Genomic DNA, 17,362 nt, shown 5'->3' with positions numbered 1-17,362 from the left:
GTCAAATCGACGACTCGGCTGGACCTATCGCAGGGCGGGGTATGACGACGCCGCGGCACACCTATATCGCGCGCATCAATCGCGTGATCGACCACATCGACGAGCACCTGGCAGAGCCACTGGACCTGACGATGCTCGCTTCGGTCGCGCACTTCTCGTCTTGGCATTTCCATCGCGTTTTCCAGACCATGACCGGCGAGACGTTGGCGGACCGCGTGCGGCGCCGCCGGCTTGAAGTCGCGGCGACGCGGCTGCTGTTCGTGCCGCCGGAGCCGGTGTTGGCCATCGCGCTGGATGTTGGTTTCGGCTCCGCGGCAGTCTTCACGCGCTCATTCAGCGCGCATTTCGGTGTCACGCCGACCGCGTGGCGGCGCGGCGCCTTCCGCGCGTGGGCCGAACAGCGCCGGATGCAGCTCAGCAAGATTCATCAAGCGGATCGCAACAGCTATCAAGCCGTCATCGATGCCTTCCGGCACGATGAGCGTTCCTGGCCCAAGGGCCGTGTTGCTGGTGCAACCGATTCAGGAGAGGCACCCATGAAGGTCGAACTCAAGACTGTCTCGCCTGCGCGCGTGGCCTACATGCGGCACGTCGGGCCCTACGGCAGTTCTGGTATTGCGCAGCTCTGGCAGCGCTTTGCCGCGTGGTGCGGCCAGCAAGGGTTGATGCAGCCGCGCCGTGTGATGTACGGCATCAGCCACGACAACGCGGACGTCACGCCGCCCGAGAAGTGCCGGTACGACGCCTGCATCGAAGTTGAAGAGGATTTCCGGCCGACCGGCGAGATCGGCGTGCAGACTCTTCGCGGAGGTCGCTTTGCCTGCACCCGCTTTTCGGGCACCTCCGCGGAGATCCACGCGGCATGGGTGCAACTGTGCGATTGGCTGCCCGACAGCGGCTACCAGGCCGACGACGCGCCGCCGATCGAGATCTACGGCAAGGACTTCGTCATGGACGAAAAGACAGGCGCGTTCAACTGCGAGCTGTGCATGCCGGTACGGGCGCTGTAGCGCCGCCCGGCGTTCCTCATCGACTGGGCATGTCCTTGACCGAGTAGCCAAGGCTCACGGTCGCGTCCTCGGGGATCGGCGGCATCGTGGCGTTCCAGGCATTCCACGCGTCGCGCATCGCGGCGAGCCGTGCGGGCTCCTTGCGCGCCTGGTTGGCGCGCTCGCGTTCGTCGGCTGGGATGTTGAACAGGTATTCGTTGCCGTCGACCTGCAGGTACTTCCAGTCGCCGTCGCGCATGGCGCGCTGGTCCCGATGGTTCATGCGCCAATGCAGCGGGCGCGAGAAGCTCTGCTTCGCATTGCGCAGCACCGGCAACAACGACACGCCGTCGAGCGGATAGCCCGGATCGGCTGGGACGCCTGCCGCATCGAGCATCGTCGCGGACCAGTCCATCGTCATGCACTGCTGCGCACTCTCGCCGCCGGTGCCGATGACCCTGGGCCAATGCGCGATCCATGGCACGCGGATGCCGCCTTCGGTCAGGTCCATCTTGCCGCCGACCAGCGGCCAGTTGTCGGAGAAGCGCTCGCCGCCGTTGTCGCTGGTGAAAACGACCAGCGTGTTGTCGGCCATGCCGTGCTTCTCGAGCGCATCCATGATCCAGCCGATGCCCTCGTCCATGTGATGGATCATGCGGCGGTAGACGTGGATGTTGCCCCCCGCGAGATCGAACAGGTTGTTCTTGACGGCCGGCGCCTTCGCCGCGTCATCGCGCGTTTCCCATGGCCAGTGCGGCGCGGTGTAGTGCAGGCTCAGGAAGAAAGGCGCGTCCTGCTGTGCCATGCGGTCCACGTAGTCGACGGCGCGTTGTGAGAACAGGTCGGTCAGGTAGCCCTCCTGCTGGCAGTCTTCTTCTCCGAACCACAGGTCATGCTTGCCGGTGGAGTCGCAGTGGGTGAAGTAGTCGACGCCGCCGGACATCGGCCCGAAGAACTCTTGGTAGCCCGAGCGCAACGGTCCGAAGGCTGGGGGATAACCAAGATGCCACTTGCCGATGAGCGCCGTGCGATAGCCGGCATCCTTCAGCAGCGACGGGAGCGTCGGATGCTCCGGCGGCAAGCCCAGCGTGGTGCTGCCGCGGCTCTTGCTGTTGATCGGCTCTTCGGCCGCGCCGCGCAGGCGGTATTGGTAGCGCGCGGTGATCATCGCGAAGCGCGTCGGCGAGCACACGGGTGAATTCGCATAGCCCTGCGTGAACTTGATGCCCTTGGCCGCGAGGCGATCGAGCACCGGCGAAACGGGTCCGAATGGCGCGTCCCGGCCGCCGTAGCAGCCGAGGTCGGCATAGCCAAGGTCGTCGGCCACGATGAAGATGATGTTGGGTCGTTGCATGGATGATCGACGAAGGCGTGAAAGTCAGCGATCTTCCGACAGTGCCTCGATCCGATCGTCGGATCTGTCGCGCATCGCGCCGCCGGTGTTCTCGATGCGCATCTTAGGCAGGAACTGCGGATATTCGCGCTGCATGAATTCGATCAGCCCTTCGCGCACCGTGCAGCGCAGATCGAAGGCCAGCGCGGACGATGCCGCGGTGCAGAGCACACGGATCTGCATCGTCCGTTCGGTCGCGTCTGTCACGCGCAGGTTGAAGAAGCGGCCGTCCCATTCGGGCGCCGCCTTGACGATGCGCTCCACCTCGGCCCGCAGCGGCGCGAGCGGCATGCCGTAGTCGGCATAGACGAAGACCGAGCCCAGCAACTGGGAGTTGTGGCGAGTCCAGTTCTGGAAAGGACGCTCGATGAAATAGGTGAGCGGCAGGACCAGGCGCCGGTCGTCCCAGATCCGCAGCACGACGAAGGTGCCGGTGATTTCCTCGACGCGGCCCCATTCGCCCTCGACCACCAGCACGTCGTCAAGCCGGATCGGCTGGGCCAGCGCGATCTGCAGGCCCGCGATGAGATTGCTGAAGACCGGCTTGGCCGCCAGGCCGGCCACGATACCGATCACCCCCGCCGAAGCAAGCAGGCTGGCGCCGACCTGTCGCGCGCCCGGGAAAGTCATCAGCATCAGCGCGGCGCCCGCCACCAGCAGCACCGTGTTCGCGGTGCGTGCCAGCACGCGCGCCTGGGTGAGCACGCTGCGCGCTTCCAGGTTGTCCCGGATGTCGGAAGGATGCTGCTTGACCATGCCTTCCGCGAAGCCATTGACCGCCTGGACCGCGAGCCAGGTCGCGCCCGCGATCAGCAGCAGGCCGTTGAGATGCCGGACATTGCTGATGAAGCGCACGTCATCGGGTGCCGCTTGCCAGAGCAACTGGAGCGCGACAAGCGGCAGCACGACCTTGGTGATCTGCTTGATCTTGAGCAGCATCGCATGCAGCGCCGGCACCGACCGGGTCACGCGCTCGAGCACCAGCCCGCCGACACGGTGCGTCAGCAGCGCAATCGGCACGACGAGAAGCGCCGCGATCAAGAGGCCGACCCATGGATTGGTGAGCAGTTCCTTGGTGGTCATCAGGCGGCTTCGGTCTTGGTTCCTGATTCTGTCCGGGTTTCGTCGAGCGATTGCAGGATGCGTGCCGCATCGTCGCGCAGTTGGGCGGCGATGCCCGTCGCCATGTCGAGACGCCGAAACATCCAGGGCGTGATGTCGTTGTCGAATGGATCGGGCAGCGGAATCGGGCCGGCGACGGTGGTGGAAGACTCGCTTTCCGGCATCGCCGGGCCGCCGCTGGGCGCGGTGCCGATGGTCGCCTCGATGCGCTGCGCGGTGCGCGCCAGCGGGCCTTCGATTTCGGACAACGTGAGGCGGTCGCGCCGCAGCACGAGCATCGACTTGACCGCGCTCAACTGCGCCAGCAATTGATAGCTGTGCGCTTGCAGGTGTTCGAGTGGGCCGACCGGCGGGCGCACTGCGCGTGGTTCGGACAGTGAGCGCTGCGTCGCCTGCACCAGCGCCGAAAGGCTGTCGAAGGCTTCGCGGCGCGCCAGGCGCCATTCGAGTTCGGGGCTGGCGTCGATGGAGCGCAGTTGCCCAAGCCCCAACGCGAGCCGCGCGTGGCGCGCTTGCGCGGTGAGCACACGCGCCACGAGCGCCGGTATCTGGTTGCGTTCCCATGACGGCAGGACGTAGCAGAACGCCCAGGCCAGCGCGGCGCCGATCAGGGTGTCGGCGACACGTTCGAACAGCGCAAAGGTCGTGCTGATGCCCTTGTTGAGCATGTGAGCCTGGACCAGACCCAGCACCGTCGCCGCCACAGCGGTGATGAGATAGCGGCGCACTGCGAAGCCGTGCGCAATGGCCTGCGCCAGCGTCATGGCGAACAACAGTTCCAGCGGCCCGAATTGGGCCGAAAGCAGCGCCACCGCGAACACGCAGCCCAGCAGCGTGCCGGCCACGCGGCTGTTGCGCCGCTCCAGCGTTTGCGAAAGACTGCCCCGCAACACCACCACGATGGTCAGCAGGATCCAGTAGTCGTGCGAGCCCCAGGGCATGGCAAGCGCGACCCCGTAGCCGGCCGCGATGGCGAGCGAAGCACGGATGGCGTGGCGCAGCGGCGGTGCGTCCCAGCGCCACAGCGCGAGAAACGGTCGCCACGACCATTCGGTGGGGCTGACGAACACCTGCCAGCTCGCGCGCACGACCGCGAGATCGGGCTCGCGATCGCCGCGGGCCAGCGCGGACAGGCGCATGACCTCGTCGTTGATGTGGCCGATGCGGCTGGCCAGGCCGCGAGCGAGCATGGCGGGCGTCGGGCCGGTGTAGCCCTGGTTCGGCACGGAATCCTCGTCGACGTAGATGGCAGCGAGGCGAAGACGGCGGTCGCTCAGCTCGGCGGGCTGGCGACCCAGCAGCAGGGCGTCGGCCAGTGCCACCGTGTCATCGGCCAGTTCTTCGAGGATGCCCCGCATTTCGCCCAGGGCCGGCGCGTGGCTGGGGTGCGACCGGAGCGCATCGAGGTCGAGTTCGCTCGCAAGCAGCAGGTCGCGGAGTTCGAGCACCGTCACCAGCATGCCGGCAAGCAGTTGCCGGCGCGGCGTGCGCGGGGATTCAAGGACGATGTCGCGCGCCGCCTGCAACTGGTCCGCCAGCGCCGCCTGCTCACGCAGGAGCTGTCCGAGCAGGGAGGCCGGCACTTCGCGCACATCGCTGGCATCGTCCATGGGCGTGAACTGGCGCGCTTCGGTGCGCATGAGCGCGGCCAGCGACAGGAGCAGGTCGGCCATCACCTGCACACGGTAGCGGCCGTTGAGCGCCAGGTTGGCAAGGGTCGCATAGATCACGTAGAGGCCCGCGCCGAGCCCGAAGTACATCGTGCGCTCCACGGCCTCGGGCATCCCGGTGGGCGTGGGTGTCGCCATCGAGAAGATCATCGAGAACATGACTGCGATGGCAATCGGAATGCCTCGCTTGCCCCAGGCCATGGCAAGGAATGCGAAGAAGGTCGCCGGCACCAGGAGCAGGCCGAGCCGCAACGGCGCCGCGTGCAGCAGCTGCACGAGGAAGAACAGCGGCAGGCCGATCAGCGGTGCCGGCAGCATCTGCAGGAATTTGCCGCGACGAGGGGCGGCCAGGTCGGGCGGGGCGGTCACGATCACACCGGTCGAGGCGGCGGATGCCGCCACCGCGCCGAGCCACAGGTGCACGCCGCCCGAGATGAGAAGAAGGCCCAGCGCGACCGAGATGCCGTTCGCGATGTAGTGGCTCAAGGCCACGCGCATTGCGGCGCGGCTTCGAGCAGTGGCGGCGCGGGGCGCCTGCATCACTTCGCGGAAGCGTCGCCCTTGGCGGGTGCGACGGACGCGTCACGGCGGATGCGCGTGAGCTTGCGTTGCGGTGGGGTGGCCTCGGCGGCGGGCCCGGCCGGCGCGTCCTCGCCACTCGACGGGGTCGACAGCTCGACGGTGCTGCGGGCGTAGGTGTCGGCCTTGGAGAAGGAAGGATCGACGGCTCGGATTCGGTCGCTGGCGCGCAACTTGTCGTCCACGCCGGCGAACTTCGAGTACTTGGACAGCAGCGGCACGAGTTGCCCGTAGATGCGCGGGGCGCCCGCGAGGACTTCGCGCTGTTCGAGGAAGTCGGGTTCGCCCGTGAAATTGCCGATCAGGCCGCCGGCCTCGGTGACGATCAGCGAACCGGCCGCGATGTCCCAGATGTTCAGGCCTGTCTCGAAGAAGGCATCGGTAAAACCGGCCGCCACGTAGGCGAGGTCGAGCGCGGCGGCGCCGGGGCGGCGCAGGCCGGCCGCACGGGGCATCAGGTCGGCCATGATGGCCAGGTATTGCTTGAAGTTGTCGCCGGTCCGGAACGGGAAGCCTGTCGAGATCAGGCACTCGTTGAGCCGCGTTCGCTTGCTGACGCGCAGGCGGCGGTCGTTGACGAAGGCGCCGCGGCCCTTGGTGGCCGTGAAGAGGTCGTTGCGGGTCGGGTCGTAGATGACGGCCTGTTCGATCTTGCCCCGGACGGAGAGCGCGATGGAGACGCAGTAGACCGGGAAGCCGTGGATGAAGTTGGTGGTGCCGTCCAGCGGATCGATGATCCAGACGCAGTCCGAATCCTTGGCGCCGTGCTGGGTGCCCGACTCTTCGGCCAGGATGCCGTGCCCCGGGTAGGCGGTGAGCAGCGTTTCGATGATCGCGTGCTCGCTCGCGTGGTCGACTTCGGTGACGAAGTCGTTGACCTGCTTTTGCGAAATGCGCACAGCCTCGACGTCGAGCGCGGCGCGATTGATGATGGCGCCGGCGGCGCGGGCGGCCTTGACGGCCACGTTGAGCATGGGGTGCAGGTTGGGGGACGACATGAATTGTGCGAAGAACGGTAGAGGGGCGCAGTGTGCATGTGGCCCCCTGAAATGCGGCCCGGCGATGCGGGCGGCGAGAATCGAGGGATTTTACCGGCTCCGCGCCGTCTTGCCTTGAGCAGTGCGAACCAAGTCTCCATGCGAACCCGATTCATCCTGATCCAGACCAGCCACGCCGGCAATGTCGGCGCCGCCGCCCGCGCCATGAAAACGATGGGTTTCGGCGACCTCGTGCTGGTCGCACCGCGCTGGGCGAACGTGCTGCGGCGCGAAGAGACCATCCAGCGGGCGAGCGGCGCGCTCGACGTGCTGGCCAATGCGCGCATCGTCGATACGCTGGACGAGGCTCTGGACGGTGTTACGCACCTTTGCGCCACTGCGATGGTGCCGCGCGATTTCGGCCCGCCGACTCGCACGCCCCGCGAACACCTCGAACCGCTGGCCAGGGACGAGGCGCAGCATGTCGCTTTCCTGTTCGGTTCGGAGCGCTTCGGTATGCGCAACGAGGACGTCTACCGTTGCAACGTTGCGCTCAGCATCCCGACCGATCCGAATTTCGGTTCGTTGAACCTCGGTGCGGCGATCCAGGTGATCGCCTACGAATGGCGTCTTGCGCTGGGCGGCTATGCAGTGCGCGACGCGACCGCGCCCGTTCGCGCGGCCGATGCGCAGGCGGTGGCGGGCATGCTCGACCACTGGGAGCGTTCGCTCGTCGAGATCGGCTTTCTCGACCCCGAGGCGCCCAAGAAGCTCATGCCCCGGCTTCAGCAGTTGTTCAACCGTGCGCAGCCGACCCAGGAGGAAATTCACATCCTGCGCGGCATTGCCAAGGCGATGGCGGATGCAGCGGGCGGCGGACCCAAGACCCCATCCGCCGTGCGCGAAGGGCCGGGGCTATAGACTGCCTGTCCCCTATCGATATAACTAAAACCGAGCATGTTTTCGCGGCTGCGTTCCGACATCCAGTGCATCCTCGACCGCGACCCCGCGGCGCGGACGCGCTGGGAGGTATTGACTCTCTATCCCGGCCTGCATGCCGTCGTGCTGCATCGGGTCGCACACTGGTTCTGGACCCACGGCTTCAAGTGGCTGGGGCGCTTCATCTCGCAGGGCTCGCGCTGGTTCACGGGTATCGAGATCCATCCGGGCGCGATCGTCGGCGAACGCGTGTTCTTCGATCATGCGATGGGCGTCGTCGTGGGCGAAACCGCTGAAATCGGCGACGGCTGCACGATCTACCAGGGCGTGACGCTCGGCGGCACCTCGCTCTACAAGGGTGCCAAGCGGCATCCGACGCTGGGGCGCAATGTGGTGGTCAGTGCCGGCGCCAAGGTGCTGGGCGGCTTCCTGGTGGGCGATGGCGCCAAGATCGGCAGCAACGCGGTGGTGATCAAGCCGGTGCCGGCCGGCGCCACCGCCGTGGGCATCCCGGCCCGGATCATTCCCTCCAAGGCCGGCGAGAGCGCCGACCTCGCCAAGCCGGCGGCGGCCAAATTCTCGGCCTACGGCGTCACGCTGGAAGACGACCCGCTCAGCCAGGCGATGAAGGGCTTGATCGACAGCGCGGCCGGCCAGGATCACCAGATCGCGCTGCTCTGGCAGGCCATCGAGGCTCTGTCAGTGCAGCCCGGAAAGAAGGACTGCGTCCCGTGCGATGCCGCCAAGGACGAGTCCTTCGAAGCCGATCGCCTGACTCAGCTGATCGGCAAGTGAATCAGTGAATCACATCCCGACGTAGTTCGGGCCGCCGCCGCCTTCGGGCGTCACCCACACGATGTTCTGCGTCGGATCCTTGATGTCGCAGGTCTTGCAATGCACGCAGTTCTGCGCGTTGATCTGCAGTCGCTCCTTGCCGGTGGTCGTGTCCGGCACAAACTCGTAGACGCCGGCCGGGCAGTAGCGACTTTCGGGTCCTGCGTATTCGGGGAGGTTGATCTCCGTAGGCACCGCCGCGTTTTTCAGCGTCAGGTGCGCAGGCTGGTTCTCTTCGTGATTGGTGTTGCTGATGAACACCGAAGAAAGCCGGTCGAAGGTCAGTTTGCCATCGGGCTTGGGATAGACGATCTTCTTCGAGGCGGAGGCGCGCTTGAGCCGTTCGTTGTCGGGCTGCTTCCGATGGATGGTCCACGGCACGTGTCCGCGCAGCAGGAACTGCTCGATGCCGGTCATGATCGTGCCGACGGCGAGACCCTTCTTGAACCACTGCTTGAAGTTGCGCGCCTTCTTGAGTTCGTCGTGCAGCCAGCTTCGTTCGAATGCGGCCGGATAGCCGGTGAGTTCGTCGTGCTGGCGCCCGCCCGTGACGGCCTCGTAGGCGGCTTCGGCGGCCAGCATGCCGGTCTTGATCGCGGCATGGCTGCCCTTGATGCGGCTTGCATTCAGGTAGCCGGCATCGCAGCCCACGAGAACGCCGCCCGGGAACACCGTCTTGGGCAGCGAGAGCAGGCCGCCCGCGGTGATCGCGCGTGCGCCGTAGCTCAGCCGCTTGGGCGCCTTGAGGCCCTTGTCCTGGCCTTCGAAGTACCAGCGGATGTTGGGGTGCGTCTTGAAGCGCTGGAATTCCTCGAAGGGGCTCAGGTACGGATTCTGGTAGTCGAGGCCGACCACGTAGCCGATGACGATCTGGTTGTTTTCAGCGTGATAGAGGAACGAGCCGCCATAGGTGTCCGAAGGCAGCGGCCATCCGGCGGTGTGCACGGCCAGGCCGGGTTCGTGGCGCGCGGGATCGATCTCCCACAGTTCCTTGATCCCGATGCCGTAGCTCTGTGGGTCCTTGCCGTCGTCGAGCTTGTACTTGGCGATCAGCTGGCGGCCCAGGTGGCCGCGCGCGCCTTCGGCGAACACCGTGTACTTGCCGAGCAGTTCCATTCCGAGCTGGAAGTTCTCGGTCGGCTCGCCATCCTTGCCGATTCCCATGTTGCCGGTGGCGACGCCGCGGACCTTGCCGTCCTCGGTGTAGAGCACTTCAGCCGCCGGGAAGCCGGGGAAGATCTCGACACCGAGGGCTTCGGCCTGCTGCGCCAGCCAGCGCACCACGTTGCCGAGGCTCACGATGTAGTTGCCCTCGTTGTGGAAGTTCTTGGGCAGCAGGAAGTTCGGGGTGCGCGTGGCGCCGGTCTCGGTCAGCATCAGGAACGTGTCCTGCGTGACGGGCTGGTTGAGCGGAGCGCCCATTTCTTCCCAGTCGGGGATCAGTTCGTAGAGCGCGCGGGGATCCATGATCGCGCCCGACAGGATGTGCGCACCGGGCTCCGAACCCTTTTCGAGCACGACGACCGAGATTTCCTTCCCGTGCGAGGCGGCCAGTTGCTTCAGGCGAATGGCGGTCGAAAGGCCTGCGGGGCCGGCGCCGACGACCACCACGTCGTATTCCATGGCTTCTCGGGGGCCGAACTGGGCAAGTATTTCGTCGTGCGTCATTTTGTGGGTCTCGTCGATAATGATTCGGGGGTGCGAGGCACCGCTTGGGCCGGACCATTTTATGCGGCGGTTGCGCGGGTCCCGGGCCGTCGCGCAGGCGACTCCAAAGGATCTTCTCCATGGCTTACAGCATCGATCTTTCCGGCCGGGTGGCTTTCGTCACCGGCGCGTCGAGCGGCCTCGGCGCGCAGTTCGCCAAAACCCTGGCCCGTGCCGGTGCCGCGGTGGTCCTGGCCAGCCGCGGCACGGACAAACTCAAGGAGCTTCGTGCGCGCATCGAGGGCGAGGGCGGCGATGCCCACGTGGTCGACCTCGACGTGACCGATGTCGACAGCATCAAGGCCGCCGTGGCTCGCGCCGAGACCGAAGTCGGGCCGATCGACATCCTCGTCAACAACTCCGGCGTGAGCAGGACGCAGCGGCTGCAGGAAGTGTCGAGCGAGGACTACGACTTCATCTTCGACACCAACGTCAAGGGCTCCTTCTTCGTCGCGCAGGAGATAGGCAAGCGCATGCTCGCGCGTGCCAAGGGGGCTGCGCCGGGTACCTACATCGGCGGTCGCATCATCAACATCGCTTCGGTCGCCGCGCTCAAGGTGCTGCCGCAGATCGGCGTCTATTGCATGAGCAAGGCGGCCGTGGTGCAGATGACCAAGGCGATGGCGCTCGAATGGGGGCGCTTCGGCATCAATGTCAACGCCTTGTGCCCGGGCTACATCGCCACCGAACTCAATGAAGAACACTGGGTGACCGACGGCGGGCAGAAGCTGGTGGGCATGCTGCCGCGCAAGCGGGTCGGCAAGCCCGAGGACCTCGATGGACTGATCGTGCTGCTTGCCAGTGGGCAGAGCCATTTTGTCAATGGTGCGGTCATCGCGGCCGACGACGGATTCGCGCTCTGAGCTCGCGCATGGTCGTCGGGATCGCGGCCGGCTTGGCCGCGGGCGCGCTGTGGGGGCTCGTCTTCGTCGCGCCTCGCATGGTCGGCCATTTCGGCATGGTGGACATCACGGCAGCGCGCTTCGTCGTGTTCGGCGCGGTGGCTGCGCTGGCGGTTCAAGCGCGGCCGGCCAGGCAGCGCTGGCCGAGCGGCCGTCAGGCGGCTTGGGCACTGGGCCTCAGCGTGCTGGGGTTCACCGGCTATTACCTGTTGCTGGCCTTCGGCATCGCGGAGGCTGGCACTGCCGTGCCGAGCCTGATCATCGGGACCATCCCCGTCTGGATGATGCTGTTGGGTCGGCCGGCGGGACTTCGCATGCAGGCCCTGCTGCCCGGATTGCTGCTGACCGCCTGCGGCATCGGGCTGATGATCGCCGGCTCCTGGCCGGAGGCGGGCGAAGAGGGCGGCCGTTTCGAATGGGGCCTCGCGCTCTCGCTGCTGGCGATGGCGAGTTGGACCGCCTTCGGCCTACTCAACGCGCGCTGGCTGCAACGCCATCCCGAGGTCCACGCGGCGGACTGGGCGAACTGGCTGGGCATCGCAACCGGCCTGGGTGCCTGCCTTCTGTGGGTGATCGCCGGATCGGATGTGCAGACCTTGCGCGGGCAGCCCGACGGCCTGCTGTTCGTGCTCATCGCGCTGGGCGGCGGCGTGGGCTCTTCGTGGCTCGCGACCATTCTGTGGAACATCGCCAGCCAGCGGCTGTCCGCCAGCCTTTGCGGCCAGTTGATCGTCAGCGAGACGCTGTTCGCCTTGCTCTATTCCTTCCTGTGGGACGGTCGATGGCCGCAGGCGAGCGAATGGGCTGCCGCGCTGCTGTTCGTCCTGGGCATCCTCGCATCCGTCAAGGCACATCGATAGAAAGATGGATGGCCTTCAGGGTGGCCTCGCCTCAAGCCGGCTTCAGGACGATGCGAGCCTCGAAACCTGTGGCTGCACCCGCGGGCGGCGAACTCAAATCGAGGCGTCCGCCGAGCTTCTCGACGATGGTCGCGACGATGGACAGTCCGAGGCCGTAACCTGCGCGGTCCGGGCCATGCCGGACATGGCGCTGCTGCAGGGTGCGCAATTGTTCGAGGCTGACGCCGGGCCCGGCGTCGCGTACCGATAGCGTGCAAGGCGCCATCACCTCGATGACGACGCGGCCGTGGCCATACCGCAGTGCGTTTTCCACCAGATTGCGCAGCGCAATCGCCAATGCATCGACGTCGCCCCATGCGACGGGCGGCTCGGTGTCGGGCACCTTCAGCGCCAGGCGCTCGTTCGCCTCGGGGGTCTGCCAGAACTCCTGCGCCACGGTGCCGGAGAGTTGGACGAGGTCGACCCTCTCGCGTGTCAGCGACGCCGCGGATTCGGCCCTTGAAAGCTGCAGCAGCTTTTCGGTGCGCTGGCCGAGCACCTGGAGCGCTTCGAGCGCGGCCAGAACCTCGTCGCGCTTCAGATCGTGCTCCAGCGCGGTTTGCAGGCGCAGTCGTGCGGCCGCCAGCGGCGTGCGCAGCTCGTGCGCAGCATTCGCGGCCAGCGCGCGTTCGACGTCGAGCGATTGCGACAGTCGTTCGAGCAACTGATTGACGTGATCGCCGACCGACCGAAGCTCCCTGGGCAGGCCCGGCAAACGGATCGGGCGCAGGTCGGTGCCGCTGCGCCGCTCGATCTCGTTGGCCAGTGTCTCCAGCGCTCGCAGCTCGGTGCGTGCCACGTTGCGCAACACCAGCGCGAGCAGGGGGAGCACCGCGCCCAGCGGGATGATCAGCCCGAGCAACGTATGGTTGAGCGTCCTGCGGCGTTCGTTCAGCGGATCAGCGACCTGCAGGAACAGATCGCGCGTCGGGTGCCGCACGGTGTAGATCCGCCACCGCTTTGCATTCGCAAAACCGGGCGCGAGCGGCACGTCGAAAGAGTCGTCCGCAGCTTCGACGGAACGCAGCAGTACGCGCCCGTGCAGATCGACGAGCTCGTACTTCGCCGCGAAGGTTGGAAAAAGCTGGGGAGACGCGATCAGCGGTGTCTTTGCGTCGGGGCTGCTTTGCTGCAGCCTGTCGAGTTCCTGCACGGCCATGGCGAACATGCGGTGCGAGACTTCCACCAGTTCGTTGTCGAAGTTGTGATTGATCTCGCGGTCCACATACCAGACCACGCCGAGCACGCACAGCAGCCAGACACCGCCGACCCAGATGATGAGTGTTCGCGTCAGGCGGCCCGCGAGCGAGTCGCGCTTGTCGAGCAAACCGACGCCGGCCGTCCGCGGAAACCCGTGACTCATTCGTCCTCTTCTTCAGGGGTGAAGGACAGCCGGTAGCCCAGCCCGCGAAGCGTCTGGATATGACTGCGCCCGAGCTTGCGACGCAGGCGGCTGATGAACACCTCGAGCGTGTTGCTGTCGGCCTCGTCGCCGAAGCCATAGAGTGCGTCGGCGAGGTTGTCGCGCGTGTGGATGCGATCGGGTCGCGTGGCCATCACGCGCAGCAGCGCCCATTCCTTTTGCGTCAGCGTGACAGGTGTGCCGTCCTTTCGCACCAGGTCGCGGGCGAGGTCGATCTCCAGCGTGCCGAGTCGCAGCACCGGCGAACTGCTCGTGCTGCGCCGGCGCTCGACGGCCCGCAGGCGCGCGAGCAGTTCCGCGGGGTCGTAGGGCTTGATGAGGTAGTCGTCGGCGCCGGCATCCAGGCCGCGGATGCGGTCCGTCACCTGGTCCCGTGCCGTCAGCACGATCACGATCGGGCGATCGCGCAACGCGCGCACGTTCGACAACAAGGAAAGTCCGTCGCCGTCGCCCAGGTGCAGGTCCAGGAGGACCGCGGCGTACTGCGCCGTCAGCAGCGCGGCGCGCGCTTCGGCGAGGCCGGGCGCCACGTCGACGACGAAGGCCTTTGCCATGAGATAGCTGCAGACTGCGTTCGCCAGGGCGGTGTCATCTTCAACCAGCAATATGCGCACGTCTCCGTCCTTCAAAACTATTTCTTCTCGCGCGGCAGCCGGCCCATCAGATAGAACTCCGGGTTCGGCTGCATGCCGCTGAAGCTGGCCATGCGATTCGAAAGGCCGAAGAAGGCGGTGATCGCGGCAATGTCCCAGATGTCTTCGTCGCTGAAGCCGTGTGCGTGCAGCGGCGGGAAGTCGTTCTCGTCGATCTCGTGTGAACGCTCGCAGACCTTCATCGCAAATTCGAGCATCGCATGCTGGCGCGGCGTGATGTCGGCCTTGCGCCAGTTGACCGCAACCTGGTCGGCAACCAGCGGCTTCTTCTCGTAGATGCGCAGCAGCGCGCCATGCGCCACCACGCAATAGAGGCATTGGTTGGCCGCGCTCGTGGCAGTCACGATCATTTCGCGGTCGCCCTTGGTCAGCGACCCTTCCTCTTTCAGCATCAGCGCGTCGTGGTACGCGAAGAAAGCGCGCCATTCGGCCGGTCGCCGCGCGAGCGCGAGGAACACGTTGGGCACGAAGCCGGCCTTTTCCTGGACTTCGAGAATCGTGGCGCGGATGTCGTCGGGCAAATCCTTGAGTTCGGCCAGGGGATAGCGTTCGGTCATGAGGTCTCCTGATGAGCGGGAACGAGCCAGATCATAGGGAGTTGCCGAGCGTCGACGGCCCGCCGTCCGCTGCGACCATTGCCAGATGGCTTTCATCCTTCAGCTCGATGCCGGTCAGCCCGCGTCGCAGCGATTCGCGTACAAGCCACGCGAGCTTGAATGCGGCCGCGGCATACCCAAGTCCCTCGGGCCGTATGTTCGAGATGCAATTGCGCTCGGCGTCGTGTCGCCCACGGCGTGGCGCGTAAGTGATGTAGACCCCCAAGCTGTCGGGCGAACTAAGGCCCGGGCGCTCGCCGATCAGCATGATCGACAAGCGGGCGCCAAGGTCTTCCGCGATCTCGTCCGCCAGGGCCACGCGCGCTTGCGAAGCGATCACGATCGGCGTGAGCGAGAGGGTCGGCGGCAACTGCTGCCGAAACGCTGCCAGCAGCGGGACCGCATGCCGATCGATGGCGAGCGAGGACAAGCCGTCGCCGATCACGATGCAAATGTCCGTCGGCGAGCCAGCCAGCGAGCGCATGCGCGATGCATCGCCGCTGTCGAGCTGTCGGCCGAGGTCGGGGCGGCGCAGATAGGTCGTTCGATCGGTCGCGCGGCTGCGCACTTGGGCGGTCTCCCAGCCCTGGGCATCCAGCGATGCTGCCAGCGCTTCGACATCGAGCGCGGCGTGGATCGCGTCGCGCGCCATTGCATGCGCCCATCCGAAGCGCAGCACTTCGTCGGTCGGCATGCCCGCGCCGGCCCGGCCGAGCGCGACCCGCGCCGGCGTCGCCTTGCGCCAGTCGCTCCATGGACTTGGGTTGACCGGGTCGTTCTTCATCCGGCGAGGGCGTTCAGTGCGTGCATGTCGGCGAGCAGGTGGTTGGAAGAGGGCGGCTGGAGCCGACCCGCCGTATCGGTGATCTGCATGCGCTGCAGCCACGCTTCGAACTCGGGTGCGCGTTTCAGGCCCATGGTCTCGCGCATGAAAAGCGCGTCATGGAACGAGGTGCTCTGGTAGTTGAGCATCACGTCGTCCGCGCCCGGCACGCCCATGATGAAGTTGATGCCCGCGGTGCCGAGCAGCACCAGCAGCGTGTCCATGTCGTCCTGATCGGCTTCGGCGTGGTTGGTGTAGCAGACGTCGCAGCCCAGCGGCAGGCCGAGCAGCTTGCCGCAGAAGTGATCCTCCAGGCCCGCCCGGATGATCTGCTTGCCGTCGTAGAGGTATTCCGGCCCGATGAAGCCGACCACTGTGTTGATCAGCAGCGGCTTGTAGCGCCGTGCGAGCGCATAGGCGCGGGCCTCGCAGGTCTGCTGGTCGACGCCGAAATTGGCATTGGCAGACAGCGCGCTGCCCTGGCCGGTTTCGAAGTACATGACGTTGCTTCCGACCGTCCCGCGCTTCATCGCCAGCGCGGCGGCATACGCTTCGTCGAGCAGTTCGGGCGTCACGCCGAAGGAGCGATTGGTTTTCTCGGTGCCGCCGATCGATTGGAACACGAGGTCGACCGGCGCGCCGGATTCGGCCAGCTTCAACGTGTGGGTGACATGGGTCAGCACGCAGCTTTGCGTCGGGATCTCGAAGCGCTGGATCACCTCGTCGAGCATGCGCAGCAAGTCGCCCAGCACCGGCATGCTGTCGGATGCCGGATTGATGCCGATCACCGCGTCGCCGGCCCCCATGAGCAGGCCGTCGAGGATGGACGCAGCCACGCCGTGAAGATCATCGGTCGGGTGATTGGGCTGCAGCCGCACCGAGAGGTGGCCGGGCAGGCCGATGGTGTCGCGGAACCGCGTGACCACGGTGCATTTGCGCGCGACCGCGACGAGGTCCTGGTTGCGCATGAGCTTCGACACCGCGGCCACCATTTCCGGCGTGAGTCCGGGCGCGAGGGCAGTCAGCGATTCGGTGCTCGCGTGTTCGGACAAGAGCCAGTTTCGAAAATCGCCGACGGTGTGGTGCGATACCGGCGCGAAGGCCTGCGCATCGTGCCCGTCGATGATGAGCCGCGTGACGTTGTCGTCCTCGTAGGGCACCAGCGCTTCGGTGAGGAACTGTTTCAGCGGCGTCTCCGCCAGCACATGGCGCGCGGCCATGCGTTGTTGCGCGGTGGCGGCGGCGATCTGGGCGAGATAGTCGCCGGAGCGCGCCGGGCTCGCGAAGGCCATGACCTGCTTCAGGTCGACGAAGTCGAAGACCTGCGAATCGATCGTGGTTCGGTAGCGCATGGTGTGTCAAGTGCAAGAGCGATGCCAAAGTGGGCAAGTAGGCTGGGCCACCCGGCAATAATGAGCCCGTTCATTCATTCGACCAAGGGTATATCGTGCGATCCATTCTTGTTGCAACCGCCGTTTCGATGTTCTGCCTGCCTGCAGCTTTCGCGCAATCGGCGCCCGTCACCAAGCCGAGCGGCCTGATCTTCCAGTCGCTGGTGGACGGCAAGGGACCGTCGCCGGCGGCGACCGACACGGTGAAGGTGAACTACCGCGGCACATTCCCGGACGGCAAGGAGTTCGACAGCTCCTACAAGCGCGGCGAGCCCGCCGAGTTCCCGCTGAGCGGTGTCATTCCCTGCTGGACCGAAGGCGTGCAGTTGATGAAGGTCGGCGGCAAGGCCAAGCTGACCTGCCCGCCCGCCATCGCCTACGGCACCCGCGGCGCTGGCGGCGTGATTCCGCCGAATGCCACCCTCAATTTCGAGATCGAGCTAATTTCCATCAAGGGCCGTTGAT

At 66.2% G+C, this 17,362-nt stretch carries 16 protein-coding genes; 6 read left to right on the top strand and 10 right to left on the bottom strand.

All coding sequences use genetic code 11. The features are described 5' to 3' along the window. Window positions 1-41: 41 nt before the first annotated feature. Window positions 42-1,010, top strand: coding sequence for an AraC family transcriptional regulator (locus AC1DHL_RS25360; RefSeq protein ID WP_478163773.1), 969 nt, complete (start codon window positions 42-44; stop codon window positions 1,008-1,010). A gap of 16 nt (window positions 1,011-1,026) precedes the next feature. On the opposite strand, the gene AC1DHL_RS25355 is transcribed toward AC1DHL_RS25360, so the two are convergent. Genes AC1DHL_RS25355 through AC1DHL_RS25340 form a run of 4 tightly spaced genes read right to left on the bottom strand, consistent with a single transcriptional unit; the run spans window position 1,027 to window position 6,751 of the window. Beyond that, entirely contained in the window at window positions 1,027-2,343 is a 1,317-nt protein-coding gene (locus tag AC1DHL_RS25355) for a sulfatase family protein (protein WP_478163772.1), read from the bottom strand. A 24-nt stretch (window positions 2,344-2,367) separates the two neighbouring features. Beyond that, window positions 2,368-3,465 carry a mechanosensitive ion channel family protein gene (locus AC1DHL_RS25350; RefSeq protein WP_478163771.1) on the bottom strand — a complete coding sequence of 366 codons (1,098 nt, stop codon included), beginning with the start codon at window positions 3,463-3,465 and terminating at the stop codon, window positions 2,368-2,370. Then, on the bottom strand, window positions 3,465-5,714 hold the full coding sequence (locus AC1DHL_RS25345; protein ID WP_478163770.1) for an FUSC family protein: 2,250 nt from the start codon (window positions 5,712-5,714) through the stop codon (window positions 3,465-3,467). Before AC1DHL_RS25345 ends, AC1DHL_RS25350 begins: the two co-directional genes overlap by 1 nt. After that, entirely contained in the window at window positions 5,714-6,751 is a 1,038-nt protein-coding gene (locus tag AC1DHL_RS25340) for an inositol monophosphatase family protein (RefSeq protein WP_478104410.1), read from the bottom strand. The genes AC1DHL_RS25345 and AC1DHL_RS25340 overlap by 1 nt, the downstream gene beginning before the upstream one ends. 138 nt (window positions 6,752-6,889) lie before the next feature. Between AC1DHL_RS25340 and AC1DHL_RS25335 the strand changes: the two genes are divergently transcribed. Both AC1DHL_RS25335 and cysE read left to right on the top strand, forming a co-directional pair. After that, entirely contained in the window at window positions 6,890-7,651 is a 762-nt protein-coding gene (locus tag AC1DHL_RS25335) for an RNA methyltransferase (protein WP_478163769.1), read from the top strand. Window positions 7,652-7,687: 36 nt separating this feature from the next. Continuing rightward, the gene (gene cysE / locus AC1DHL_RS25330) at window positions 7,688-8,464 is read left to right on the top strand and encodes a serine O-acetyltransferase (protein ID WP_478163768.1); all 777 of its coding nucleotides are present in this window, start codon (window positions 7,688-7,690) and stop codon (window positions 8,462-8,464) included. Between the two features lie 9 nt (window positions 8,465-8,473). Here the strand turns inward: cysE and AC1DHL_RS25325 are convergent, their stop codons facing one another. Further along, window positions 8,474-10,171 (bottom strand): electron transfer flavoprotein-ubiquinone oxidoreductase, encoded by a 1,698-nt coding sequence (locus AC1DHL_RS25325; protein WP_478163767.1) that lies wholly within the window; start codon window positions 10,169-10,171, stop codon window positions 8,474-8,476. A gap of 119 nt (window positions 10,172-10,290) precedes the next feature. Between AC1DHL_RS25325 and AC1DHL_RS25320 the strand changes: the two genes are divergently transcribed. Continuing rightward, the gene (locus tag AC1DHL_RS25320; protein WP_478104405.1) at window positions 10,291-11,073 is read left to right on the top strand and encodes an SDR family oxidoreductase; all 783 of its coding nucleotides are present in this window, start codon (window positions 10,291-10,293) and stop codon (window positions 11,071-11,073) included. Between the two features lie 8 nt (window positions 11,074-11,081). Continuing rightward, window positions 11,082-11,972: a DMT family transporter gene (locus AC1DHL_RS25315; protein WP_478163766.1), complete on the top strand. Its 891-nt coding sequence runs from the start codon at window positions 11,082-11,084 to the stop codon at window positions 11,970-11,972. A gap of 31 nt (window positions 11,973-12,003) precedes the next feature. On the opposite strand, the gene AC1DHL_RS25310 is transcribed toward AC1DHL_RS25315, so the two are convergent. The 5 genes from AC1DHL_RS25310 to AC1DHL_RS25290 are packed head-to-tail and all read right to left on the bottom strand — an operon-like array spanning window position 12,004 to window position 16,858. Beyond that, window positions 12,004-13,374, bottom strand: coding sequence for a sensor histidine kinase (locus tag AC1DHL_RS25310; RefSeq protein WP_478163765.1), 1,371 nt, complete (start codon window positions 13,372-13,374; stop codon window positions 12,004-12,006). Continuing rightward, window positions 13,371-14,048 carry a response regulator gene (locus AC1DHL_RS25305; protein WP_478104401.1) on the bottom strand — a complete coding sequence of 226 codons (678 nt, stop codon included), beginning with the start codon at window positions 14,046-14,048 and terminating at the stop codon, window positions 13,371-13,373. Before AC1DHL_RS25305 ends, AC1DHL_RS25310 begins: the two co-directional genes overlap by 4 nt. Window positions 14,049-14,065: 17 nt before the next feature. After that, complete coding sequence (locus tag AC1DHL_RS25300; RefSeq protein WP_478104400.1) at window positions 14,066-14,644, bottom strand: peroxidase-related enzyme; 579 nt, start codon at window positions 14,642-14,644, stop codon at window positions 14,066-14,068. A gap of 31 nt (window positions 14,645-14,675) precedes the next feature. Then, a complete protein-coding gene (eutC, locus tag AC1DHL_RS25295) occupies window positions 14,676-15,467 on the bottom strand; it encodes an ethanolamine ammonia-lyase subunit EutC (RefSeq protein WP_478104399.1) in 792 nt (263 codons plus the stop codon). Then, window positions 15,464-16,858 (bottom strand): ethanolamine ammonia-lyase subunit EutB, encoded by a 1,395-nt coding sequence (locus AC1DHL_RS25290; RefSeq protein ID WP_478104397.1) that lies wholly within the window; start codon window positions 16,856-16,858, stop codon window positions 15,464-15,466. The genes eutC and AC1DHL_RS25290 overlap by 4 nt, the downstream gene beginning before the upstream one ends. A 128-nt stretch (window positions 16,859-16,986) precedes the next feature. Between AC1DHL_RS25290 and AC1DHL_RS25285 the strand changes: the two genes are divergently transcribed. Further along, window positions 16,987-17,361: an FKBP-type peptidyl-prolyl cis-trans isomerase gene (locus AC1DHL_RS25285; RefSeq protein WP_478104439.1), complete on the top strand. Its 375-nt coding sequence runs from the start codon at window positions 16,987-16,989 to the stop codon at window positions 17,359-17,361. The last annotated feature ends 1 nt before the right edge of the window (window position 17,362 follow it).

Source organism: Variovorax sp. 10L426, assembly GCF_056395305.1.
The sequence above is the reverse complement of the archived record's forward strand: the minus strand, read 5'-3'. Positions and strand labels throughout refer to the sequence as shown.

Coding starts and splice junctions, on each gene's coding strand:
- AC1DHL_RS25360 (WP_478163773.1), top strand. CDS start 42: ATGACGACGCCGCGGCACACCTATATCGCGCGCATCAATCGCGTGATC.
- AC1DHL_RS25355 (WP_478163772.1), bottom strand. CDS start 2,343: ATGCAACGACCCAACATCATCTTCATCGTGGCCGACGACCTTGGCTAT.
- AC1DHL_RS25350 (WP_478163771.1), bottom strand. CDS start 3,465: ATGACCACCAAGGAACTGCTCACCAATCCATGGGTCGGCCTCTTGATC.
- AC1DHL_RS25345 (WP_478163770.1), bottom strand. CDS start 5,714: ATGCAGGCGCCCCGCGCCGCCACTGCTCGAAGCCGCGCCGCAATGCGC.
- AC1DHL_RS25340 (WP_478104410.1), bottom strand. CDS start 6,751: ATGTCGTCCCCCAACCTGCACCCCATGCTCAACGTGGCCGTCAAGGCC.
- AC1DHL_RS25335 (WP_478163769.1), top strand. CDS start 6,890: ATGCGAACCCGATTCATCCTGATCCAGACCAGCCACGCCGGCAATGTC.
- cysE (WP_478163768.1), top strand. CDS start 7,688: ATGTTTTCGCGGCTGCGTTCCGACATCCAGTGCATCCTCGACCGCGAC.
- AC1DHL_RS25325 (WP_478163767.1), bottom strand. CDS start 10,171: ATGACGCACGACGAAATACTTGCCCAGTTCGGCCCCCGAGAAGCCATG.
- AC1DHL_RS25320 (WP_478104405.1), top strand. CDS start 10,291: ATGGCTTACAGCATCGATCTTTCCGGCCGGGTGGCTTTCGTCACCGGC.
- AC1DHL_RS25315 (WP_478163766.1), top strand. CDS start 11,082: ATGGTCGTCGGGATCGCGGCCGGCTTGGCCGCGGGCGCGCTGTGGGGG.
- AC1DHL_RS25310 (WP_478163765.1), bottom strand. CDS start 13,374: ATGAGTCACGGGTTTCCGCGGACGGCCGGCGTCGGTTTGCTCGACAAG.
- AC1DHL_RS25300 (WP_478104400.1), bottom strand. CDS start 14,644: ATGACCGAACGCTATCCCCTGGCCGAACTCAAGGATTTGCCCGACGAC.
- eutC (WP_478104399.1), bottom strand. CDS start 15,467: ATGAAGAACGACCCGGTCAACCCAAGTCCATGGAGCGACTGGCGCAAG.
- AC1DHL_RS25290 (WP_478104397.1), bottom strand. CDS start 16,858: ATGCGCTACCGAACCACGATCGATTCGCAGGTCTTCGACTTCGTCGAC.
- AC1DHL_RS25285 (WP_478104439.1), top strand. CDS start 16,987: ATGTTCTGCCTGCCTGCAGCTTTCGCGCAATCGGCGCCCGTCACCAAG.